The sequence below is a fragment of the Kaistella haifensis DSM 19056 genome (assembly GCF_000735695.2).
GTDB lineage: Bacteria > Bacteroidota > Bacteroidia > Flavobacteriales > Weeksellaceae > Kaistella > Kaistella haifensis.
The window spans coordinates 15,102-36,681 of sequence record NZ_JASZ02000022.1 but is presented as its reverse complement, the minus strand read 5'-3'; the positions used below and the strand labels follow the sequence as shown (position 1 = coordinate 36,681).

General features: G+C 36.3%; 23 protein-coding genes and 1 other RNA gene. 6 read left to right on the top strand and 18 right to left on the bottom strand.

Going from position 1 to position 21,580, the window contains the following annotated elements:
* Positions 1-6 precede the first annotated feature (6 nt).
* From ytxJ to AP75_RS09965, 3 genes are read right to left on the bottom strand one after another with little or no spacing between them, the layout of a single operon-like run.
* Positions 7-381 (bottom strand): bacillithiol system redox-active protein YtxJ, encoded by a 375-nt coding sequence (gene ytxJ / locus AP75_RS09975; protein ID WP_031503709.1) that lies wholly within the window; start codon positions 379-381, stop codon positions 7-9.
* The gene (locus AP75_RS09970; RefSeq protein WP_088264529.1) at positions 378-842 is read right to left on the bottom strand and encodes a DUF1569 domain-containing protein; all 465 of its coding nucleotides are present in this window, start codon (positions 840-842) and stop codon (positions 378-380) included. Before AP75_RS09970 ends, ytxJ begins: the two co-directional genes overlap by 4 nt.
* Complete coding sequence (locus AP75_RS09965; RefSeq protein ID WP_088264527.1) at positions 836-1,372, bottom strand: YfiT family bacillithiol transferase; 537 nt, start codon at positions 1,370-1,372, stop codon at positions 836-838. The genes AP75_RS09970 and AP75_RS09965 overlap by 7 nt, the downstream gene beginning before the upstream one ends.
* 121 nt (positions 1,373-1,493) lie before the next feature.
* Between AP75_RS09965 and pncA the strand changes: the two genes are divergently transcribed.
* Entirely contained in the window at positions 1,494-2,099 is a 606-nt protein-coding gene (gene pncA / locus AP75_RS09960) for a bifunctional nicotinamidase/pyrazinamidase (RefSeq protein WP_031503712.1), read from the top strand.
* Between the two features lie 34 nt (positions 2,100-2,133).
* On the opposite strand, the gene AP75_RS09955 is transcribed toward pncA, so the two are convergent.
* The 4 genes from AP75_RS09955 to AP75_RS09940 all read right to left on the bottom strand — a co-directional run bounded on the left by AP75_RS09955 (position 2,134) and on the right by AP75_RS09940 (position 6,039).
* Positions 2,134-2,325 (bottom strand): hypothetical protein, encoded by a 192-nt coding sequence (locus tag AP75_RS09955; protein ID WP_221404535.1) that lies wholly within the window; start codon positions 2,323-2,325, stop codon positions 2,134-2,136.
* 77 nt (positions 2,326-2,402) lie between these two features.
* Positions 2,403-3,104, bottom strand: a complete 702-nt coding sequence (locus tag AP75_RS09950) for a DUF6261 family protein (protein ID WP_034767430.1) — start codon at positions 3,102-3,104, stop codon at positions 2,403-2,405.
* A gap of 288 nt (positions 3,105-3,392) precedes the next feature.
* On the bottom strand, positions 3,393-5,378 hold the full coding sequence (locus AP75_RS09945) for a urocanate hydratase (protein ID WP_088264524.1): 1,986 nt from the start codon (positions 5,376-5,378) through the stop codon (positions 3,393-3,395).
* 361 nt (positions 5,379-5,739) lie between these two features.
* Positions 5,740-6,039, bottom strand: a complete 300-nt coding sequence (locus tag AP75_RS09940; RefSeq protein WP_088264523.1) for a hypothetical protein — start codon at positions 6,037-6,039, stop codon at positions 5,740-5,742.
* 343 nt (positions 6,040-6,382) lie between these two features.
* Here AP75_RS09940 and AP75_RS09935 point away from each other — a divergent pair, with 343 nt between their 5' ends.
* Positions 6,383-6,772: an acyl-CoA thioesterase gene (locus tag AP75_RS09935; RefSeq protein ID WP_031503719.1), complete on the top strand. Its 390-nt coding sequence runs from the start codon at positions 6,383-6,385 to the stop codon at positions 6,770-6,772.
* 64 nt (positions 6,773-6,836) lie between these two features.
* On the opposite strand, the gene AP75_RS09930 is transcribed toward AP75_RS09935, so the two are convergent.
* Positions 6,837-7,064, bottom strand: a complete 228-nt coding sequence (locus AP75_RS09930) for a hypothetical protein (protein WP_031503721.1) — start codon at positions 7,062-7,064, stop codon at positions 6,837-6,839.
* 219 nt (positions 7,065-7,283) lie between these two features.
* Between AP75_RS09930 and AP75_RS09925 the strand changes: the two genes are divergently transcribed.
* The 3 genes from AP75_RS09925 to AP75_RS09915 all read left to right on the top strand — a co-directional run bounded on the left by AP75_RS09925 (position 7,284) and on the right by AP75_RS09915 (position 12,097).
* Positions 7,284-9,773 (top strand): FtsK/SpoIIIE family DNA translocase, encoded by a 2,490-nt coding sequence (locus AP75_RS09925; protein ID WP_088264521.1) that lies wholly within the window; start codon positions 7,284-7,286, stop codon positions 9,771-9,773.
* A 149-nt stretch (positions 9,774-9,922) separates the two neighbouring features.
* Positions 9,923-10,570, top strand: a complete 648-nt coding sequence (locus AP75_RS09920) for a LolA family protein (protein WP_031503723.1) — start codon at positions 9,923-9,925, stop codon at positions 10,568-10,570.
* A gap of 72 nt (positions 10,571-10,642) precedes the next feature.
* Positions 10,643-12,097 carry an LptF/LptG family permease gene (locus AP75_RS09915; protein WP_031503726.1) on the top strand — a complete coding sequence of 485 codons (1,455 nt, stop codon included), beginning with the start codon at positions 10,643-10,645 and terminating at the stop codon, positions 12,095-12,097.
* A 46-nt stretch (positions 12,098-12,143) separates the two neighbouring features.
* Here AP75_RS09915 and AP75_RS09910 read toward each other — a convergent pair whose 3' ends face one another.
* From AP75_RS09910 to AP75_RS09875, 8 genes are all read right to left on the bottom strand, one after another.
* Positions 12,144-12,713, bottom strand: coding sequence for a glutathione peroxidase (locus AP75_RS09910; protein ID WP_031503728.1), 570 nt, complete (start codon positions 12,711-12,713; stop codon positions 12,144-12,146).
* Between the two features lie 48 nt (positions 12,714-12,761).
* Entirely contained in the window at positions 12,762-13,424 is a 663-nt protein-coding gene (locus tag AP75_RS09905; protein WP_088264518.1) for a LolA-like protein, read from the bottom strand.
* A 57-nt stretch (positions 13,425-13,481) separates the two neighbouring features.
* Complete coding sequence (gene kdsB, locus AP75_RS09900; RefSeq protein ID WP_088264517.1) at positions 13,482-14,216, bottom strand: 3-deoxy-manno-octulosonate cytidylyltransferase; 735 nt, start codon at positions 14,214-14,216, stop codon at positions 13,482-13,484.
* A 3-nt stretch (positions 14,217-14,219) separates the two neighbouring features.
* On the bottom strand, positions 14,220-15,473 hold the full coding sequence (locus AP75_RS09895; protein WP_031502024.1) for a pyridoxal phosphate-dependent aminotransferase: 1,254 nt from the start codon (positions 15,471-15,473) through the stop codon (positions 14,220-14,222).
* Positions 15,474-15,558: 85 nt separating this feature from the next.
* Positions 15,559-17,277 carry a phospho-sugar mutase gene (locus AP75_RS09890; RefSeq protein WP_088264515.1) on the bottom strand — a complete coding sequence of 573 codons (1,719 nt, stop codon included), beginning with the start codon at positions 17,275-17,277 and terminating at the stop codon, positions 15,559-15,561.
* Positions 17,278-17,465: 188 nt separating this feature from the next.
* Positions 17,466-18,167 (bottom strand): GIN domain-containing protein, encoded by a 702-nt coding sequence (locus tag AP75_RS09885; protein ID WP_031502025.1) that lies wholly within the window; start codon positions 18,165-18,167, stop codon positions 17,466-17,468.
* Between the two features lie 36 nt (positions 18,168-18,203).
* Positions 18,204-19,154, bottom strand: a complete 951-nt coding sequence (locus AP75_RS09880) for a glycosyltransferase family 2 protein (protein WP_031502026.1) — start codon at positions 19,152-19,154, stop codon at positions 18,204-18,206.
* 73 nt (positions 19,155-19,227) lie between these two features.
* Complete coding sequence (locus AP75_RS09875) at positions 19,228-19,776, bottom strand: DUF4199 family protein (protein WP_262488060.1); 549 nt, start codon at positions 19,774-19,776, stop codon at positions 19,228-19,230.
* A 103-nt stretch (positions 19,777-19,879) separates the two neighbouring features.
* Here AP75_RS09875 and ffs point away from each other — a divergent pair.
* Positions 19,880-19,977: signal recognition particle sRNA small type (ffs, locus tag AP75_RS09870), an RNA gene on the top strand.
* Positions 19,978-19,986: 9 nt separating this feature from the next.
* Here ffs and AP75_RS09865 read toward each other — a convergent pair.
* Together AP75_RS09865 and AP75_RS09860 are read right to left on the bottom strand one after the other, a co-directional pair.
* The gene (locus tag AP75_RS09865) at positions 19,987-20,799 is read right to left on the bottom strand and encodes an HNH endonuclease (RefSeq protein WP_051872551.1); all 813 of its coding nucleotides are present in this window, start codon (positions 20,797-20,799) and stop codon (positions 19,987-19,989) included.
* Positions 20,800-20,857: 58 nt separating this feature from the next.
* The gene (locus tag AP75_RS09860) at positions 20,858-21,538 is read right to left on the bottom strand and encodes a metal-dependent hydrolase (RefSeq protein WP_031502030.1); all 681 of its coding nucleotides are present in this window, start codon (positions 21,536-21,538) and stop codon (positions 20,858-20,860) included.
* Positions 21,539-21,580 lie beyond the last annotated feature (42 nt).

Genomic DNA, 21,580 nt, shown 5'->3' with positions numbered 1-21,580 from the left:
GCAAATTTAGATTAAGGATAAAGAAATACTTTGATGAGAAGCATGATTCACCACTACTCCATTTTCCAAAACGATCAGTTGCGGACTTTGATGAGTTACTCCCAAATCATCGGCAATTTTATTTGATAAATCCCTGTGCGCAAGCAAATCTAGAAAATAATAATCCACATTTTTATCAGAATTTTCAACTTCTTTTTCGAAGTTTTTCAATACCGTTTTGCTGATAAAACATTTTGTGGAATGTTTAAAAATAGCCACTTTTTTTTCTGCAGAAGTTGCAATTGCACGTTTCAAATCTTCTTCAGATTCAATATATTTCCAAAATTTCGGTGATGGTTTTTCTTCTTCCGAACTTCCAAATATTTTATTAAAAAAACTCATACTCCAAATTGTTTTAAATGATGGTGAAGATGTTTATACTCCATAAAACCCCAATCTTGTTGCGTCATTTTCCCGAAAAGCGGATGCTCGGAAAGCAAATTATTCTTCAATCCTTTTGCAACAAAATCGTCGAGTGTTCCCAGAAGCTGACTTTTTGATTTTTCAAAATTACAGTTTTCTGTGGTAATTACCTTCGCAAAAGTCGGCATATTTGGCGGAATTCCATTATTGAAAATTTTCATTTCAAATTTCGTGAACATTCCAATCCATTTTATTCCGGGAGAAATTTTGGGCAAAATGATTTTACCAAAGCCGATCTGCAGAATTTTATCGCAATGTCGAAACATTTGCGCAGCATTCATTTTTCCCCATTTTCTCTCAGATTGTGGGCTAATTTTGGAAATTCTCAGTTTTATTTCTTCTAAATCTTCCGGATTGAAAATCGATTTCTTGGCTACCAACCTTTTTCTTTTTTTAAATTTTCAATATGTGCAAAATGATGATCGCAATGCCAAGCGTAAAATGCAAGCATATCTCTTAGATTCATACTTTTTTGATGTTCCGGATGGTAAAAACTTCTGCTAAAGTCCTTATTAGTCATCGTTTTCAGCAAATGCGCCCATCGGTAATGCAAACCTTCCAAAATAAGAAGTGCCGATTTCACCGGTTCGCTGCGGCTATCTTGCAACTCCGCCCACTTGGCTTCATCATAAGGTTTTATGGTCGGATTTTCTTCTGTTAAAGCCCATTTGAATCTCGACAAACTCTGCATATGGCTATCCGCGAGATGATTGATGAGTTGCCGAACCGTCCAACCACCCGATCTGTATTGAGTTTCCAGCATATCATCAATCCAGTTTTCTATTAATCTTTTTAATTTTTGAGGGAAATATTTCAGCGTTTCTATGTGAAGATCAATCTCTGCATCCGAAATATTTTCCGGCCATTGAAAAGTTCCGATCGGATATTTTTTTTGTTCTAAATTGTCCATTTTAATATTCTATTTTGCCGATTTGGCTGATTAATGATTTTGGCTAAAAATTTGACTTTCTATTTTGTAAATTTACCCAAAATCTCAAACGATTCTATTTTTTTTTAATACAATTTAACTTATGAAAAAAGCACTGATAATAGTAGATGTACAAAACGATTTTTGTGAAGGCGGCGCACTTGCGGTTCCGGGAGCCAGCGAAATAATCCCCTACATCAACCTTCTGATGGAAGAAAATGAATACGACCAAATCGTCCTCACGCAAGATTGGCATCCTGCGAACCACAAAAGTTTTGCTTCAAACAACGGAAAAAAAGTAGGTGAAACCATCATTTTAAACGGAATACCACAGTTTATGTGGCCAGACCACTGTGTGCAGGGAACTTTCGGGGCAGAGTTTCATAAAGATCTTAACCGCGACAAGGTAACCCACATCATTCAGAAAGGAAAAAACACCGATGTCGATAGTTACAGCGGCTTCCAAGATAACAACCATTTTGTGAAAACCGGTCTGGACGATTTCTTGAAATATCACGATATTCAATTACTAGAAATTGTAGGTTTAGCGCTTGATTATTGTGTAAAATTCACTTGTTTGGACGCCACCCAATTGGGCTATATCACATGTTTGCATTTCAACGGAACACGCGCTGTGAACGTGAAACCCGACAATGGTAAAGATGCTTTGTACGAAATGTTACAAAATTCCGTAACTGTTTTGGGATAAGAACTTTAATTCATTGAGAATAGACTCTGCAAAATCACTTTGCGGAGTTTTTTTTTTGTTTTTCATCTCGATATTTTTGCAGTCGGTTTCTTGGATCTTCCATTACTGTTTGATAATCGTGTACTCTACCGTTTTTTATGTCTTCCTCTAATTTCATAAGTGATTCCAAAATTTCCTCTTTGGTTTCGTTGTGCCATTGTTTAGGTTCTACAGTTTTTCGTATCAATATCTTATACAAATACAATTCTTCTATTTTTAGAAAAATAAAACCTGCCAATGGACAGGTTGATGATGGTTTATTTTCTACAGAGTTGGATCTTCTTCTTTAGGTTTTACCTTAGAATTGCTCGCCGCTTTTACCAACTCGTTGATGTCGGCATAGAGCAGCTCCCAACCCGGAACCTCCTTCATAGCGGTGATGAGATTAAGGTACGAACGTAGCGTTTGCTCCAGATTCCGGCGAATGGCGGATGCACTCGTCATATTTCTTAAATCTGCATTAGCTTCCGCTTGTTCGGCAAACAGCGTTTCGAAAGTTTCATGCTTGGTTTTCATCTCTGCGAAAGCGGCGGTTAATGATAAAGTCGTTATTTTCTGTGCATTTTCCGGTAGTTCCAGGGTTTCTACCAGCTTTTTCATTTGAGCCGTTTGCGAAGAGTAGCTCAGGCGGTTCATATCCAATCCGAACGTTTTGAAGACCTGATACAAGTCTTCCGCCAACTGAAAATTTGCCGCCGAAGGCAACTTTCGGTATCCGTTCAGGAAAGCCTTCAAATTGTTGTAAGCCGCGTCTCTCTCGTGGTCTGCTGCAGCTACATCAGTCCCTTTTCCGCTGTAGATTTGTTTCGTATAAACCAAATCGTATTCGTTGTAAGAAGCTTGTAAAGCCAATAAAAGCGGGTGGTTTGCAATCACTTGATAATTGCCGGAACTAGAAGAAGAAATCACTCTTTGCGCCAATGTGGCAAGGTTTTTTGTGCTGAGTGCTGTTAATTTGATTTTCATAATTTTTTTATGTTTTATTTAATGATTTGATAATAATTTATAATATCAAATATAAAAAAAAATATCATTTTCTTACAAATACCCCTAAAACAAACTACCCGATCACTCGGAAGGTTTCCCGCAAATTGCAGAAGACTTCCCGACTCCTCCGGAAGTTACAAACACCCTTGTTTTAAACCTCCCGACACCTCGGGAAAGGACAAACACTATTGTTTTACACTTCCCGAGAGGTTGGGCAGGTTCCCAACAATGTTTTGGTGAGGTTCAAAAAACTTTGACAAAGTTGAATTAAAACAAACGCTCATCCACCAAATTCGGAAGTGTCACCTTCAAATTCGGTTCGATTTCCATTGCTCTTTTGATTGCGAAGATAGCACCTTCGTTTCTAGCCCAGCTTCGTCGGGAAATTCCGTTGTTCACATCCCAGAAAAGCATTGATTTCAGCCTTCTATCGGCATCATCGCTTCCATCGAGCAACATCCCGAAACCACCGTTGATTACTTCTCCCCAACCAACTCCGCCGCCGTTGTGAATAGAAACCCAAGTCGCCCCACGGAAACTGTCGCCAATCACATTGTGAATCGCCATATCTGCTGTAAATCTGGAACCGTCGTAAATATTGGAAGTTTCACGGTACGGCGAATCCGTCCCAGAAACATCGTGATGGTCGCGACCGAGCACAACCGGCCCAATTTCACCGTTTGTAATGGCTTTATTAAAGGCTTCAGCGATTTTCATTCTGCCTTCCGCATCGGCGTACAAAATTCTTGCTTGCGAACCTACCACCAAATTATTTTCTTGCGCTCCTTTAATCCAGGTAATGTTATCTTGCATTTGTTGCTGAATTTCGATAGGAGAATTTTTAATTATTTCCTCTAAAACCTGGCAGGCAATTTCGTCCGTTTTCTGTAAATCTTCCGGTTTTCCGCTGGCACAAACCCAACGGAAAGGCCCGAAACCGAAATCGAAACACATCGGCCCCATAATATCTTGAACATAAGAAGGATATTTAAATTCTCTTCCCAAAGTCGGTTTTTCTGCCAAAACATCGGCTCCAGCTCTGGAACATTCGAGTAGAAAAGCATTTCCATAATCGAAAAAATACGTTCCTTTTTCGGTGTGTTTATTGATTGCAGCAGCGTGTCTTCTTAAGCTTTCATAGACTTTATCTTTGAAAAGTTCAGGATTTTCCGCCATCATTTTATTGGAATCTTCAAATGAAATTCCTACAGGATAATAACCTCCTGCAAAAGGATTGTGAAGCGAAGTTTGGTCGGAACCAATATCAATTTTCAAATTTTCTTGGTCAAATTTCTCCCAAACTTCTACCACATTTCCGAGATAAGCTAAAGAAACCGTTTCCTTATTTTCCTGAGCTTTTCTCACTCTTTCAACCAATTCATCCAGATTTTCGTGAATTTCGTTCACCCATTTTTGGTCGTGACGGATTTTAGTAATCTTTGGATTAACTTCTGCAATTACCGTAACGCAACCAGCAATATTTCCGGCTTTTGGCTGCGCTCCAGACATTCCGCCCAATCCTGAAGTCACAAATAATCCGCCTTTTGGATCTTTATTTATTTTTCTGAAAGCATTCAGAACTGTAATCGTTGTTCCGTGAACTATTCCCTGCGGACCAATGTACATATAAGATCCGGCCGTCATTTGTCCGTACTGCGTCACACCCAAAGCATTGAATTTTTCCCAATCATCCGGTTTAGAATAATTTGGAATCATCATTCCGTTGGTCACAACCACTCTCGGAGCATCTTTGTGCGAAGGAAACAATCCCATAGGATGCCCGGAATACATTGTTAATGTTTGCTCGTCCGTCATTTCAGACAGATATTTCATCGTCAGAAGATACTGTGCCCAGTTGCTGAAAACAGCGCCATTTCCACCATAAGTAATCAGCTCGTGGGGATGTTGCGCCACAGCATAATCCAGATTGTTCTGAATCATCAGCATAATGGCTTTTGCCTGCTCAGATTTTCCGGGATATTCGGCAATATCTCTTGCTTTCATCTCATAATTCGGACGGAAGCGATACATATAAATTCTGCCGAACTTCTCCAGTTCTTCCTTGAATTCCGGCAATAATTCTGCGTGAAATTTTGGTTCGAAATAACGTAAAGCATTTTTCAGAGCGAGTTTTTTCTCTTCATCCGTTAAGATTTCTTTACGTTTCGGAGCGTGATTGATGGTTGAGTCGTATGGTTTTGGCTGAGGTAATTCTGTGGGAATTCCTTGTTTTATTTGTTCTTGGAAAGTCATGTTTAAATTTGAGATTTCGTATTTGAGATTTGAAAATTTGTGGTTTTAAAGATATTCAAATTAGAAAATCTATGCAAATATTAAAAGATATGGAATTTAAAATATATTGAGAATATCAGATTGCTTTAAGATTATTTTTATCAATTAAATTTTTTAAAAACTTGATCTTCCAATTTAAATTTTGCATTGCCTGATTTTCGAATTTTGTTCTGAAATATTCAGTTTTGAAAATGAACTCAAATTCAATAAAATCAGGGTAAATTGAGTATTCTTTTTTGATGTTTTAATTATTAACATAAGGAAAAATCTAAACAAGATTTTTTACTAACAAAAAACCTTACTTAAAAAAGTAAGGCTGCTATTATTCGATCAGGTCTTCATTTACTTCCTCGTGGTCATCTTCATTATCACTCAAACTGTAATATTCATTTTCTTCGTCGGGAATTTGGCTTGTAATCTGTTCAAAATTGTCGTCATCTTCCGAACCCGGGATATCCAATCCATAAGGCATTTCGTCAGCTAAATTATTTGGGTTGGTAATTGGATTCCCATCCCCGTCCATCGGGATTGCTTCTTCTTTGTTAAAAATATCTTCTTTTGGATTATAATCCAATTCTTCTAAATTTTTTTCTAATTCTTTGTCTTTATCTTCTGTACTCATAATAGTGGTTTTTAAAATTAATTGGTTAACTCAAAAATGATTCCAATTTTAACTTATTTTCCATAAACTTTCGGATTTGCACAAGTCGGCAATTTTTCGAAATTTAAAAATTCGACCTTATTTTTTCTACATTTTAAAATCTGCGTCAATTGCCACTAAGAAATCATTAAATTTTTCACAAAAACCGCTATATTTGCCGGCGAAAAGGGTGAATCGTGTGCAACTCACGATCTGTCGCGCAACCGTAATTTAGAAATAAGAAGTCGGATCCCCAAAAACTTTCGCGATTTGAAGTAGAAAGAATTTCTATTCATTTCAAATATTAATTTTTAACCCCACAGAAATGAATTACGAATCAAAAATTAAAGATTCCGAAACCCATGTTTTCAAGGTAGTATTTCCGAACATTACCAATCATCACAACACCATGTTTGGTGGAACGGTGATGGAAATGATGGACGAAGTTGCGTTTATGACCGCAACAAGATTTGCAAGAAAGTCCTTTGTAACCGTAAGTTGCGACCGAATTGATTTTAAAAAACCGATTCCTGCAGATACGCTGGTTGAACTTATCGGTAAGGTAAAATATGTCGGCAACTCCAGTTTGAAAGTGAATGTAGAAGTTTTCGTTGAAGAAATGTATGAAGAAAAGAGAGAGAAAGCGGTTTCAGGCGATTTCACGTTGGTTGCTTTGGATGAAAATAAAAAACCGGTCAAAATTTTCAAGGATTAATTATTGAATCAACTTTAAATAGAAATTCCACCTCAAAAGTGGAATTTTTTTTGTTTCTGGAAATCTAAAAATCATTATCAAGATTTTGATTTTTATTGTTATTCCAAGCGTCGTCATAAGCTTTTTTCTGATTCTCCCAAGCTTTTGGCGGAACTGCATTTTCGGCATTTTCTGGAAGTCTGTCTCTATTTTCAGGCGCTGATTTTGATTGGTTGTCTTCAGCAGAATCTAAAATTTCGGGAGCAACTTTTTTAGAATTTTCTTCGTTGTTATTTTCGTTGTTTGGATTCATTGTGATTGATTTAAATATTGTCAATCGAGTTCAAATATTATTCCACAAAAAATCATCATATCGAAATTTGTCATCAATTTAAAAATCATCATTTATTTCTCATTACTATTAAAAATTTAAAGAAAAATAGAGAAAAGTTCAACATTTTAATGCTAAATAAAACTGAAAACTTGGTCACAATTTCTTAAAATTATTATTAAATTTGCCCTCATTGATATTATGGAAAAAAACGCTAAAACCTCCCCGACATCTACTTCCGAACAAAGTAAAATCTTATCAAAACCACGTATTTTTTTTGGTGTGTTGTTCGTTCTTATTTCTATTGTGCTTACTTTTTCTTTCGTTTCATATCTATTGAATTGGAAAGCGGATCAAAGCCAAGCTGGTACGATGCTCGATAAAACTGTGAAATCTTCGAATTTTTTCGGTAAAATCGGCGATTGGTTAGGCAATCTTTTCATTTTCGAAAGCATTGGTATTGCTGCATTTGCGGTAGCATTTATTTTTTTTGTTTTCGGAACGATGATTATGAAAAAAAATTATTTCAAACCTTGGAAAACCTTTGGCCATTCTCTGTTTTTCATTTGTTGGTTGCCTATTTTTATGGGCGCAATTACGAAAGGTGAAGGTGTTTTAAGCGGCGTATATGGTTTCCAAATTATGGATTTTCTAAATTCGGTAATCGGAACTGCAGGACTTTGGCTGGTTCTTTTTGTAAGTATTGCTCTTTATTTTGTTTTAGAATTTAATTTAAACCCAAAAAATATCAAATCGAAACTTAATGATTTGAATGAAAATACTTTAGGAAAAGTAAAAGCAATGATGCCAAGTTCTGAAAACTTCGAAGCAGACGAGGAATTAGAAGAAATTGCTAAAGTTGATACTGAAAAAACAAATATCGTTTCTCCAACTTCTGCGCCGGTGACTCCCGTAGAAATTCCAGTGAAAGGTTTTCCTGAGGTCGAAATTAGTAATGATTTTGAAACGATTAAAACTCCCAATAAAACGACCTTCGATGAAGGAGAAATTCCACAAAAAATCACGGTAACCGAAACTTCCGCGGCTGAAATCAATTTAAATCCAACAACTACTCCAACTCCAAAAACAGATAACATCGAATTCAAAGTAGAAGTTGCAAAAACGATGGATATTTTGGATGAAACCGATCAGAAATCACAGGAACTTATTGATAAACACGGGCTTTACGATCACAAATTAGATCTTGCGAAATTCCAAATGCCGACGATCGATTTGCTAAGAGATTACGGAAACGAAGAAATTTCCATCAACCGCGACGAATTAGAAGAAAATAAGAATAAAATTGTTGGACTTCTAAAGAATTTCAATGTTGGAATTGCTGAAATAAAAGCGACGGTAGGACCAACCGTAACTTTATACGAAATCGTTCCTGAAGCCGGAATCCGAGTAGCTTCCATTAAAAAATTACAAGACGATATCGCGCTGAATCTTTCCGCTCTAGGAATTCGAATTATCGCACCAATGCCAGGAAAAGGAACCATCGGAATTGAAGTTCCAAGAAAAAATCCTTCGATGGTTTCGATGCGAAGTGTGATTGCTTCCCAGAAATTCCAGAATACCGATATGGATTTGCCGGTGGTTTTCGGAAAAACGATTTCGAACGAAATTTTCATGGCAGATTTAGCAAAAATGCCTCACTTACTGATGGCAGGTGCGACGGGACAAGGAAAATCTGTAGGAATTAATGCGATCCTCACTTCCCTACTCTACAAAAAACATCCAAGCGAACTGAAATTCGTGATGGTGGATCCTAAAAAAGTGGAACTTTCGCTTTATTCCAAAATTGAAAGACATTATTTGGCAAAACTTCCGGATGGTGACGACGCGATTATTACCGATACTCACAAGGTAATCAATACGCTGAATTCGCTTTGTATAGAAATGGATCAGCGATATGATTTGCTTAAAAATGCGTTTTGTAAAAACTTAAAAGAGTACAACAAGAAATTTTCCGAAAGAAAACTCAATCCTGAAAACGGACATCGCTATTTACCTTATATCGTTTTGGTGGTTGACGAATTTGCAGATTTAATTATGACCGCAGGAAAAGAAGTAGAACTTCCGATTGCAAGATTGGCTCAATTAGCAAGAGCAGTTGGAATTCACTTAATCGTTGCGACTCAACGTCCTTCTGTGAATGTAATTACAGGTATGATTAAGGCGAATTTCCCAGCAAGAGCAGCGTTCCGTGTGATTTCGAGTGTAGATTCAAGAACGATTTTAGATTCTCCGGGAGCAGATCAATTGATCGGAAAAGGTGATATGCTTTACTTTAACGGAAATGAAATTTTAAGGCTACAATGCGCATTTGTCGATACTCCCGAAGTTGAAAAAATTGCAGAATTCATCGGTGAACAGAAAGGTTATGCAAGTGCATTCATGCTACCTGAATATTCAAGCGAGGAAACTACCTCTTCTGCGGGAACTTTTGATCCGAACGAAAAAGATGCCCTTTTCGAAGATGCGGCAAGAATCGTTGTTTCCACACAGCAAGGATCTACTTCCATGTTGCAAAGGCAACTGAAATTGGGTTACAACCGAGCCGGTAGAATTATGGATCAATTGGAAGCCAGCGGAATTGTAGGCGGCTTCAATGGGGCAAAAGCAAGGGAAGTGTTAATCAGTGATTTGAATTCTTTGGAACAATTTTTGGAAGAATTGCGGAATTAAATTTAAACTTTAAACAACGGTTTAACTTTATTTTAAAATTTTAATCCAAAAAATAAAAAAGAATGAAATCGCCAAGATTAGATTATACCCAAAAATTATTGTGGAAAAAGGCGATTGCATATGACCTTAATAAAAAATAAATTCTACATATGAAAAGTATATTGAAAAAAATTACCGGTGGAGTTTTCGTTTTGGGAACAGCAGCAACATTTTCTGCTCAGAAAATCGATGCAAAAGCAAAATCAATTCTCGATGCGGTTTCCAGTAAATATAAAGCAAAAGATAATGTTTACTTTAAATTTGTCTACGGAACCGGCCATAACAAGAAAGTAACCAAAACCGAACCCGGCGTCTTCTACTCTGCCCAAGATAAATACAAATTGAAAATCATGGGAACAGAACAGATTTTCGATGGGAACAATGTTTACAATATCTCCGGCGAAGATCAGGAAGTGACGGTTGCTAAACCAACGCCAGATTCTCAAATATTTTCTCCACTGAATTATGTAGAAGAATATAAAAAAGGATACAACGTAAAATATCTCGGAAAAATTACCGTAAATGGCGTAAAAACTGACCATATTAAATTGATTCCAACGAAGAATAACGGAATTAAAGAGGTTAACCTTTTCGTGAATGATGCGAAAAAACAATTGGTAAAACTAGAGCAATTTTCAACCGACAATTCGGTTTCTGTAATAGCAATCAGCGATTACAAAGAAAACCAAACATTGAGCAACTCGATGTTTTCTTTCGACAAAAATCAATACAAAAACTATCTCATAACCGAGTTATAATCACAAAATCCTCTCAATTCGGGAGGATTTTTTTCTGTGAATTTTTAAAAACTTTTTTGGTAAATTTGGTGCATGATAAAAAAACTCGACGGCTACGTCATTAAAACTTTTTTCGGCCCGTTTCTTTTTATTTTCAGTGTATTGTTTTTCATTTTCGTGGTGAACATCATCTGGATCCGATTGGCCCAATTCACAGGAAAAGGTCTTAGTTACTGGGAAATTCTGAAGTTGCTTTCCTACCTTTCGGCGATTGTCGTCCAGTTGGTTCTTCCACTTACGATTTTGCTCGCCTCCATCATGACTTTTGGCGATTTTGGGGAAAGGTACGAACTTGCCGCGATGAAAGCAGCAGGAATTTCATTAACAAGAATTATGTTGCCTTTGTTTGGGGTTGCCTTTATTTTTTCGCTATTCCTTTTTATATTTTCAAATAATGTAATTCCCGATTTCCAGCGGAAAGCCAAAAATATGCTCTACAATATCGCTGCGACAAAACCGGCTCTCAATTTCACACCCGGGCAATTTATCCAACAAATTCCAGGTTACAGTGTAAAGTTCGATAAAATTTCCGGCGAGAATGGTGAAAATTTGGAGGGCGTGTTTATTCACAAAATGGCAAATTCTTTCGAAAACCAACAATCAATTGTAGCTGAAAAAGGAAAATTTGTTCCTGCCACCAACCGAAATTTCCTGAAATTAGTGCTTTTCAATGGGCATATTTTTGAAGATAATATTTCTAATTCAGATTACAACCAAAGATTGAAACAACCGGATCAAGCGATTAAATTCGATACTTTGGTTTCACATTTTAATATTTCAGATATCATTAATAAAGCTTTAGAATCTCAAAAAATTACCGATGATTATTCGTTTCAAAATTTCATCGAACTCAATTCCACCATTGACAAAGCTAAAAAAGAAAATGATAATGTAATTGGCAACATCAGCAATGAACTGATCAACCAAACCAACGGTTTTGTGAGCTATATCGATAAAACAAAATTAAAAGGAAAAATCGTTGCTGCTCCTACGATAGAAAGTTTAGAACAAAAGAAGAGGGAAGAATTATTGTATTCCGCGTACAACAAAATCGACGGAATCAAGAGTTTGAACACCAGTAAGAGTTCCCAAATAAAAGAGCTTCACGGGTATTTTTCGCGGGTTATTTTATACCAACAACGTATTTTCGCTTATTCGGTAACATGTCTTATTTTCTTCTTAATTGGCGCGAGTTTAGGATCAATTATCCGAAAAGGAGGTTTGGGACTTCCGGTGGTCATCGCTATCGTGGTTTTCATTATTTTTTATGTTATGAATCTCTCGGTAGAAAACATGGCTTGGTCCGGAAAATTGGATCCTTACGTGGCGGCATGGCTCCCAAATATGGTTCTTTTCCCTTTCGGTGCGTGGCTTACTTACAAAGCACTTACCGATTCGCAACTATTTGATATCGAGAAATATAAAAGTTTATTCAAACCAATTACCGATCGATTTACGAAAAATAAAGAACACGAGAGATATCGATAAAAATGAAGAAAAGAAAAGCCGCAATTTCCAAAAATTGCGGCTTTTTTTATTTTAAATATTTGGTAATTGCGTCGTCTGTTGGCTTGGTAGTACTTATGAAACTATCAATTAATTTTCCGTTTTCATCGACCAAAAACTTCGTAAAATTCCAAAGAATGGTTGTGTTTTTCACGCCGTTCAAATCTTTTTCCGTGAGATATTTGAAAATTGGTGCAGTATCATCACCTTTTACCGAAACTTTTGCAGCCATCGGAAAACTTACCCCATAATTTTTTTGACAAAAAGCACCAATTTCAGTATTACTACCCGGTTCCTGGCCTCCGAAATAATTGGCTGGGAAACCAATGACCACCAATTTATCTTTGTAATCCTTGGAAAGTGTTTCTAGATCAGCGTATTGCGGTGTAAACCCACATTCGGAAGCGGTGTTCACAATGAGAATTTTCTTCCCTTTAAAATCAGCAAAATTAATTTCTTTACCGTCCAAACCTTCTACTCTGTAGTCGTAAATGCTTTTCATAATAACATTTTTATCCTGTGAAACTTCCTTCTTCTGTTGGGTACAATTTTGCAAAAAAGCTGCAGCTGATAAAAGAAGAATGAATATTTTTTTCATACTTAAAGGTTTATTATTGTGAAAAATTTTCTTGTGAAAATTCTTTTATTAAAACTTAAAAGTATTTGCAGGCAAAGCTTTATTGGTTTCTATAGTATTGAGAATCATCACATAATCGCTGTCTTTTTTCTGTGAAGAAGCCTCAATTTTGTAAGGCATTAGCAAACTACCGACTTTTCTATAATCGCTGTACGAAAGGGTTTCATCGCTTTTTACTTCCTTCAACAACATATAATTTTTGGTATCGAAATAATAAATGGTTTTGTTGACATTTTTGGTCAATTCAACTTTGTGACAATAAGTTTCGCCAACTTTTTCTTTTCCAAGATATTTGGCTTCAAAACCTTTGTTTTCCCAATCGATAAAATCGGTATCGAAACTTTCCGCGTTGTAGTTCGGATATTCCTGAAGTTTATTGGTCGCGTAATTCATCGCGTAACCTTTTTTTCCGTCGTAACCTTCGATCGCCGTTTCTTTTTTATTAATGGTAATTACGGTTTTGGTCAAGTTTGGTCTTTGTTGATAAATTTTTATCGGATAAGAATCATTGATTCCTAGCGTGAGTTTACCTTGTAAAATAATGGAATTCAACAGTTTCCAATTAGTTAATCCACCCGATTTTTCTATATTTTGGTCGATAATTTCTTTGGCAGTTTGTGCAGAAATAATTCCACTCACCAATATCATCAACACCAATACGATCTTTTTCATTCAATCAATCAATTTATTTTTTCAAATATATACTTTTTGAATTTAAGTATGTCATAATTAAATTCCTGCGCTCAAAATTGCTCTTGCTTTTTCCAAATCTTCAGGAACATCAATGCCAACTCCCACAAAATCCGTTTCAATCATTTTGATTTTCATACCATATTCCAAATACCGGATGCATTCGATTTTTTCAGAAATTTCTAAAGGTTTCATCGGCAATTGCGCGAAATTGAGTAAAGCATTTTTCCGGAATGCATACACGCCAATATGCTTAAAATAAGCAACATCCGGATGAATTTCTCGCGGATAAGGAATTACCGAACGGCTGAAATATAGCGCAAAACCATCATTATCGGTGATTACTTTCACATTGTTTGGATTCTCGATTTCTTCCTTGTTTTTTAATTGAATTTTCAGTGAAGCTAAAGAAATTTTCTCCTCGAAATCATCATTAAAAACCGAAATTAACTGTTTCAGTGGTTCAGTTTTCAAGAAAGGTTCGTCTCCCTGAACATTTACTACGATATCGCACTCAATATCGCGAACGGCTTCTGCAATTCGGTCGCTTCCCGTTTCATGCTCGCCGGTCATCACAGCATTTCCACCGATTTTAATGATTTCTTTAAAAATAATCTCAGAATCTGTAGCGACAAAAACTTCATCGAACAAACCTGTTTCTACCACGTTTTGATAAGTCGTGGCAATCACGGTTTTTTCGCCCAAAACTTGCATCAGTTTTCCGGGAAACCGGCTGGCTTGGTATCTCGCAGGAATTACAGCTATAATTTTCATCAATTAGCTTAGTTTTGAAAGTGCGTTTTCTAATCGTGGCAACATTTTTTGAATTTCATTTAAGGACAAACCACCAACAGAAGCCCTGAACCAAGGCATATTTCGTGAATTACCAAAAGCCGAAAACGGAACCAGCGCCACACCAGCTTCATTAATTAAGTAAAAAACAAGGTCTGAAGAATCCAAAATTTGCGATCCATCAGGTTTAGTTTTTCCAAGATAATCGATTTCGATCGTCAAATATAACGCGCCCATCGGCTGAATACTTTCTACAGCGAATCCGCGGGATTTCATATCCTGAATTCCGTGGTGAAGAACGGATAGACTTTCTGCAATTTTTCCCTTGAAATCATTTACAAATAGCTCTACACTTTCGGTATCATTTAAAAATGTGGAAACCGCCTGTTGTTCAGGTTTTGGAGCCCATGCACCAACGTGTCCGAGCAAAGCTTTCATTTTGTCGATTACTGCTGCAGGTCCAAAACTCCAACCAACGCGGACGCCCGTCGCTGCGAAACATTTGGAAGTTCCATCAATAAAAATCGTGTATTCTTTAAGCTCAGGAAATAAAGAAACCGGGTTGAAATGTTCTTGCCCGAAAGTGAGCATCGCATAAATTTGATCATACATCAAATAAAGAGGTTTCTCATTTTCGCCACGTTTTTTGTTTTCTTCTAAAACCAATTTACAAATTTCGGTAAGTTGTTCTTTTGTAAACATCGTCCCAGTTGGGTTCAACGGAGAACAAAGCGCCAACAAAACCGCACCTTCCAAATGAGGTTTTAAATCTTCAGCAGTTGGTAGAAAATTGTTGGAACGCGAAGTTTCTACTTCAATTTTTTCGGCGTTGGTTAAGTATGCATAATGATTATTATTCCAAGACGGAATCGGATAAACTACCTTGTCCCCATCGTCCACAATAGTTTTGAAAGAGGCATAAATCAGCGGTCTAGAGCCACCTGCAATTAAAATTTCTTCGGCAGAATATTCGAGATTCCAACGATTTTTTAAGTCTTTGGAAACTGATTTTCGTAAGGATAAAAGTCCGTTTGCTGGCGGATAATTTGTTAAATTATTTTGATAGGCTTTCTGAATTTCTTCTTTCAGTTGCGCCGGAATCGGATAAATATTGGAATCTAAATCACCAATAGTTAGGTTGGCAATTTCAGCTCCTTGAGCTTTTAATTCGTTGACTTGATTTCCGATTTTGATAATTTCTGAACCAATGAGGTTTTGGGCGATTTTGGATACTTTCACGTGGCTTATTTATTAGTTGATTAAAAAAAAGCGGCAATAAGAAAAGTTACCGCTTTCTTTGTATTAATTGATGATTGAGTCGATATTACAAGTTTAAATCTGCTTTTACTTGATTTATTTTTTGATCTAAAAGCACTAATTTTTCTTTGAAATCCTGCTCAGAAACGATAGAATCTTTCACAGAAACATAGAATTTTATTTTCGGTTCTGTGCCTGAAGGACGAACGCAAACTTTGGTTCCATCTTCGGTATAATAGATCAATACATTGGATTTTGGAATCCCGTCCATCACCGATTTTTCATTATTTAAAAGATTTAATGAAGTTTGTTCAAGATAATCTCGTACTTCAACAACTTTTGAATTTGCGATTTCTTTTGGTGGATTTTCGCGGAAATCGGTCATCATTTGTTTAATTTCATCTGCTCCGGATCTTCCCTTTCTTACAACGTTGATGAGTCCTTCGTAATACATTCCGATTTCTTTGTAAATATCGATCATGTACTGATACATGGTTTTGCCATTAGCTTTGCACCAAGCTGCGATTTCACAAGCCAGCAAAACAGATCCGCAAGAATCTTTGTCGCGAACGAAATCTCCGGTCATGAATCCGAAACTTTCTTCACCCCCGCAAATGAATTTTTCTTTACCTTCAAAATCGCGGATCATTTTTCCTATCCACTTAAATCCCGTTAACCCAATTTTGCAATCAACACCGAATTTTTTAGCGATATCAATGAAGACATCGGAAGTCACAATCGTCGAACCGATGAACTCTTTTCCAGTGATTTTTCCAGCTTTTTGCCATTGATCCAAGATATAATAAGTAAGAATCGTGTTGCATTGATTTCCATTTAAAAGTTGTAATTCCCCATCTAAATTTCTCACCGCAACTCCCAAACGGTCACCGTCCGGATCTGTTCCGATTACGATATCTCCGTTGGTAATTCTTGCCAAATCCATCGCCATTTCCAACGCTGCAGGTTCTTCCGGATTCGGGGAAACTACCGTTGGGAAATTTCCACTTGGAATCATCTGCTCTTTAACCAAATCAATTTTCTGGAAACCTGCTTTGCGCAAAGCTTTCGGAATGGTGGTGTAAGTAGTTCCGTGAATGGAAGTAAATACGATATTGAGATTATCATATCCCGTTTTATCCTTTTGATAAAGGGAATTTTCAATACATGCATCGATATAAACGTCGTCTTGCTCCTCTCCGATCCATTCGATTAATTCATCGTTTCCATTGAATTTGATTTCATCGAATTTCACTGCATAAACTTCCTTAATAATCGCATCGTCATGAGGAGGAACAATTTGTGCTCCGTCGTTCCAATACACCTTGTAACCATTATATTCAGGCGGGTTGTGAGAAGCTGTAAGAACAATTCCTGCATTACATTTCTTGTCGCGAACGGTAAAAGAAAGTTCGGGAGTCGGGCGATGTTCTTTAAACAACAAAACTTTGATTCCGTTTGCAGTAAGCACATCTGCACACATTTTCCCAAATTCTTTGGAATTATTTCGTACGTCATACGCGATTGCGACTTTTATTTCTTCGCCAGGAAACTGGGTATGTAGATAATTTGCCAAGCCTTGTGTAGCTTGTCCCAATGTATATTTATTAAGACGATTGGTTCCAACTCCCATTACACCGCGCATTCCGCCGGTTCCGAACTCCAAGTCTCGGTAAAAAGAATCTTCCAGTTCGTCAGAATTGGTATCAATCCAATTTTGGATGGTTCTTTTGGTTTCTTCGTCGAAAGTATCTGTAAGCCAGAGTTTAGCTTTTTCTAAAGTTGTCATATATTTTTAGTTAGAAGATGGAAGCTAGAAGATGGAAGTTTTTAAATTTCACACACTCATTTCCATTTGTTAAACATTTATTTTAATTTTTAATAGATTTATGAAAGGGTAATTAATTCAACGAATTTGAAACTCAATCTAACATCTAAATTATAATTGGTCTATCCCTTTATTCCAAAAGGTTGCAGCTATTTCAATTCTTTATTATTCACGTTCGCTGTTTTCTCAATCTTGAAAGCTCTGATTGGATCATTGTAATATACAAATTTTGCGGTATTTTTGATTTCTCCTTTCAATGAATCTTTCACGTTTACTTCAGCGTAATTTCCGTTTTTGGAATCGATTTTTAAGTTATCAATAATCCAATAAGGCGCGATCAAACTTGCTGTGTCAGCTATTTTTATCACTGCATCTTTGCTCTTTCCTAAAAAATTAGCGCGACTCTTCTCCGTCATTTGCACTTCTGCTCTTCGAGAATTTACCGACCCAATAAATTTAGCATTATTTTTTAAATTTAATTTAAAATTATCGGTTTTTATTTCACTCGAAATGTTCATTTCAACGGAATCGGAAATGGAAATTTTTTCTAAATTATTTTTCGAATAAATGGTAATATTATAAAAATCAACAGACTGAGTTTCTCTCTTTTCTTCAATATTCAAGGTTTTATCTTTCACATCAATCTTCAAGTTTTTAATCAAATTCGGATAGGTTTCCACATTTACAAAATCCTTATCGGAGTGAATGTAAAATAGCCGAAATTTTCCTTTGACATTAACATTTACAAATTCTTCCACCGGAAAATCTTTGCTTTTGATATTACCTTTTGGCGAGATTTTTCCACAGGAAATCACGGAAAATATCAAGAGGAGAAAAAACAGCTTTTTCATAAGTTTTTCTTTAAGTTCTATTTTTTTAGACAAATCTTAAATCACTTCGTCGATATTATAATTTTTGTGTTCGCGGTTCGATCTGATGATCATTTCACCCAAAAATCCTGCGATGAAGAGCAAAGTTCCCATCAACATCATCGTTAAAGCAATGAAAAACCAGGCATTATTGGTCAAAAGGTGCCCATAAATTCCTCTCGAAACATCGATTAATTTTGAAATTCCGAGCCAAAGTGCTGATAAAAATCCAATGATAAACATCAAAGTGCCCACAGCACCGAAGAAATGCATCGGTCTTCCTCCGAAACGACTTACAAACCAAAGCGTTACCAAATCCAAAAACCCACGAATAAATCTTTCAGTTCCAAATTTTGAGGTTCCGTAAGGTCTTGCCTGATGTTTCACTTCTTTTTCAGTAATTCTTCGGAAACCCGCATTGGCAGCCAAAACCGGAATATATCGGTGCATATCACCATAAACATCGATGGATTTTACCACTTGTTTTTTATAAGCTTTCAAACCGCAGTTGAAATCGTGAAGTTCTACTCCCGAAACCTTTCTGGCAGCTGCATTAAAGAGTTTTGAAGGAATATTTTTAGTCATTACATTATCGAAACGTTTTTTCTTCCAGCCGGAAACAATGTCGTAATTTTCATTTTTTACCATGTTGTACAATTCCGGAATTTCTTCTGGAAAATCCTGTAAATCAGCATCCATAGTAATCACTACATCGCCGTTTGCTCTTTCAAAAGCTGCATGAAGCGCCTGAGATTTACCGTAATTTCTAGAAAATTTGATCCCATGAATCTGCGGATTCTGCACCTTCAAATTTTCGATAATACTCCACGAAAGATCGGTACTTCCGTCGTCTACAAACCAAATTTCGTAGGACAAATTTTCGGTTTTGCAAACCAAATCAATTCTTGAAAACAATTCTTCAAGAGATTCTTCTTCATTAAGAAGTGGTATGATGATGGATAAATTCATTGAGATTTTTGAAATTTTAATGTTCAATAGAACAATATAAAGTTTTTAATTAAAATAATTGATAATGAGAAATTTACTCTTCGATTCGGCTTCGGAAAAAGCTTCCGAAAAACACGGATAAAATTACGTAAAAAACCATAACTGCTCCGAAATAATAGGTAAACTGGCGAAACGAAAACATGTCTTTACCCTTAATCATTTCCGGAGAAAAACTTTGGAGTCTGGCTTGGTAATTTTTGTCGAGCTCTTTTCTTTCAGCTTCTTCTTTCAGGCCGATTTTTGCCTTTTCATACTCTTTGTTGAGTTCCGTTTTCTGTCTTTCGATGTACTGAAAATTAAGTAAATCTTTAGCATCTTTATCTACAAAATTCAGGAAAACGAACATTGTGAGCATCGAAAACAATCCTCCGATAAACATCGGTTTAAAAGCGCGTCCAAAAACCGCACGAAATCCCATTGGAAATCCTAACTTTTTGGCAGAGCTTACAGAATAATATGCTCCAGCAACATACACCAACGGAAGCAAAAATGCATTCAAAAGCATTGAATTGTTGAAAAAATCAACATTCATCCCGAAAAAATACATCCCAAAAAAGAGGACCATTGTCGCTATAAACAACATAAAACCAACTGCATAGACGTTTTTTACCATATCCGAGTATTATAATTTTTAATTTTTTTTGAATTAGATTTTTGAATTTTGAATTAAACCCTTATCTTTGCATCGGCAAGTCCTAAACAACCAGCTCCTGTGAATCCTCCAGGGTGGGAACGCAGCAAAGGTAAACGGTTGTAGCGGTGTGATTTAGGTAGCTTGCCATTTTTTGTTTCTTTATTTTTGCATTTCTGCTTTTAGTTCACTCACTGTTTTTACGTGGCTCCAGTTTTCTCCCGTTTTGATGCGGTGAATCTGCATTTCTGAAACCCCAAACTGATGTGCCAATTTCTTCATCGTCACTCCTTTTTTTCCCAATTTTGATTTGATGAAAAGCACGTCGTTTTCCGAGAGTTTGCTACTTCTTACATTCGGTTTTTTATCTTCGAATTGCTTTTTGAATTGGTTCAAAATGACTTTCGGATGTTTCATTTGGCGTTCGGTTAATTCTTCCTGATTTGCCCATCCTAAATTTTCCACATTATTATTTAACTTATCGAAATCGTGGTGAATTACAAACTTTCTAGACTCATCTAAAGGCTTTCCTATAAATAATTCCGCAATCGCTTTATGAACCAAAATCGCTACATATTTTGAGACTTTCTTTCTAAACTTTTTATTAAGTTTTGACCTTGTCTTAACGAGTTCAGCTCTTCTTTTCTTTAAATCATCTAGTTTATCACGCAAGTTTTCGGATTTATTCTCGATAGGTGATTTTAATCCAAAGTTTTTAATTTCGGCATTAAGTTCGGCAATCTCTTTATCGAGTTCTTGAAGTTTTTCGGCATCTTTAGGTTTGAGTTCATCCGTAAATGTAGTTCTGAAAATGGGAAAACCGCCTTGTAAGGAACCACTAATAATATTTCCTTTTGGAGCAAGTCTAGAAAACGTCTTCATTCTACCCAAATTTGAAAACTCGATTCTAAAATCAGTTGCAAATCCCAAATTTAAAGGATACTCCTTCCAAATTTCTTCATTTTTCTTAATCATATTTCTAAATTTTCAACAAAAATACAAAAAATAACGCGGGGTATTGGCGAAGTATAAATTAAATTTCAAATTCCTCTCCCAATTGCGGTAAAGCAAAATCGATATTCCGTTCTGCAAAAAGTTCTTTCGCTTCTTCGTGATTGATTTTAATTGGCGGAAAAGTGTCGAAATGACAACCAATAACTTTTTTCGTTTTCAATAATTCAGAAGCGGCAAAACTTGCTTTTCGGGCACACATTGTGTAATGCGCACCAATTGGAAGTACCGCCAAATCGATGTTTCCGAATAATTGTGGGAACAATCCCATGTCGGCCATCACGCCGGTATCGCCTGCAAAATAGATATTTTTTCCAGGAAATCTGAAAATGTATCCGCAAGGTTCTCCGCCATAAGTTCCATCTGGAAAACTGCTTGTGTGACTTGCCGGAACCATCGAAATCTTCAAATCATCAATTTTTGCAGATCCACCTAAATTGATATCAATGGAATTTGGATGAGCAAAGTATCCACAGATTTCCGGTTGACCAATCACCGCCGCTTCCGGATGATGTTGCAAAACTTCTTTCACATCAGCAGTATGATCGCCGTGAGCGTGAGTAATGAGCACATAATCAATATTTTGTGCAGAAATATCGAATCCCGATTCTTCTTTCCCGAAGTTGTAAAAAGGATCTGTTAAAATATTTTTTCCGTTATAAGTGAACAAAAAACAGTTTTGTCCGAGATATTGTATTTTCATTTTTTTATTGTTAAAAGGTTATAAAGTTAAGAGGTATCACTT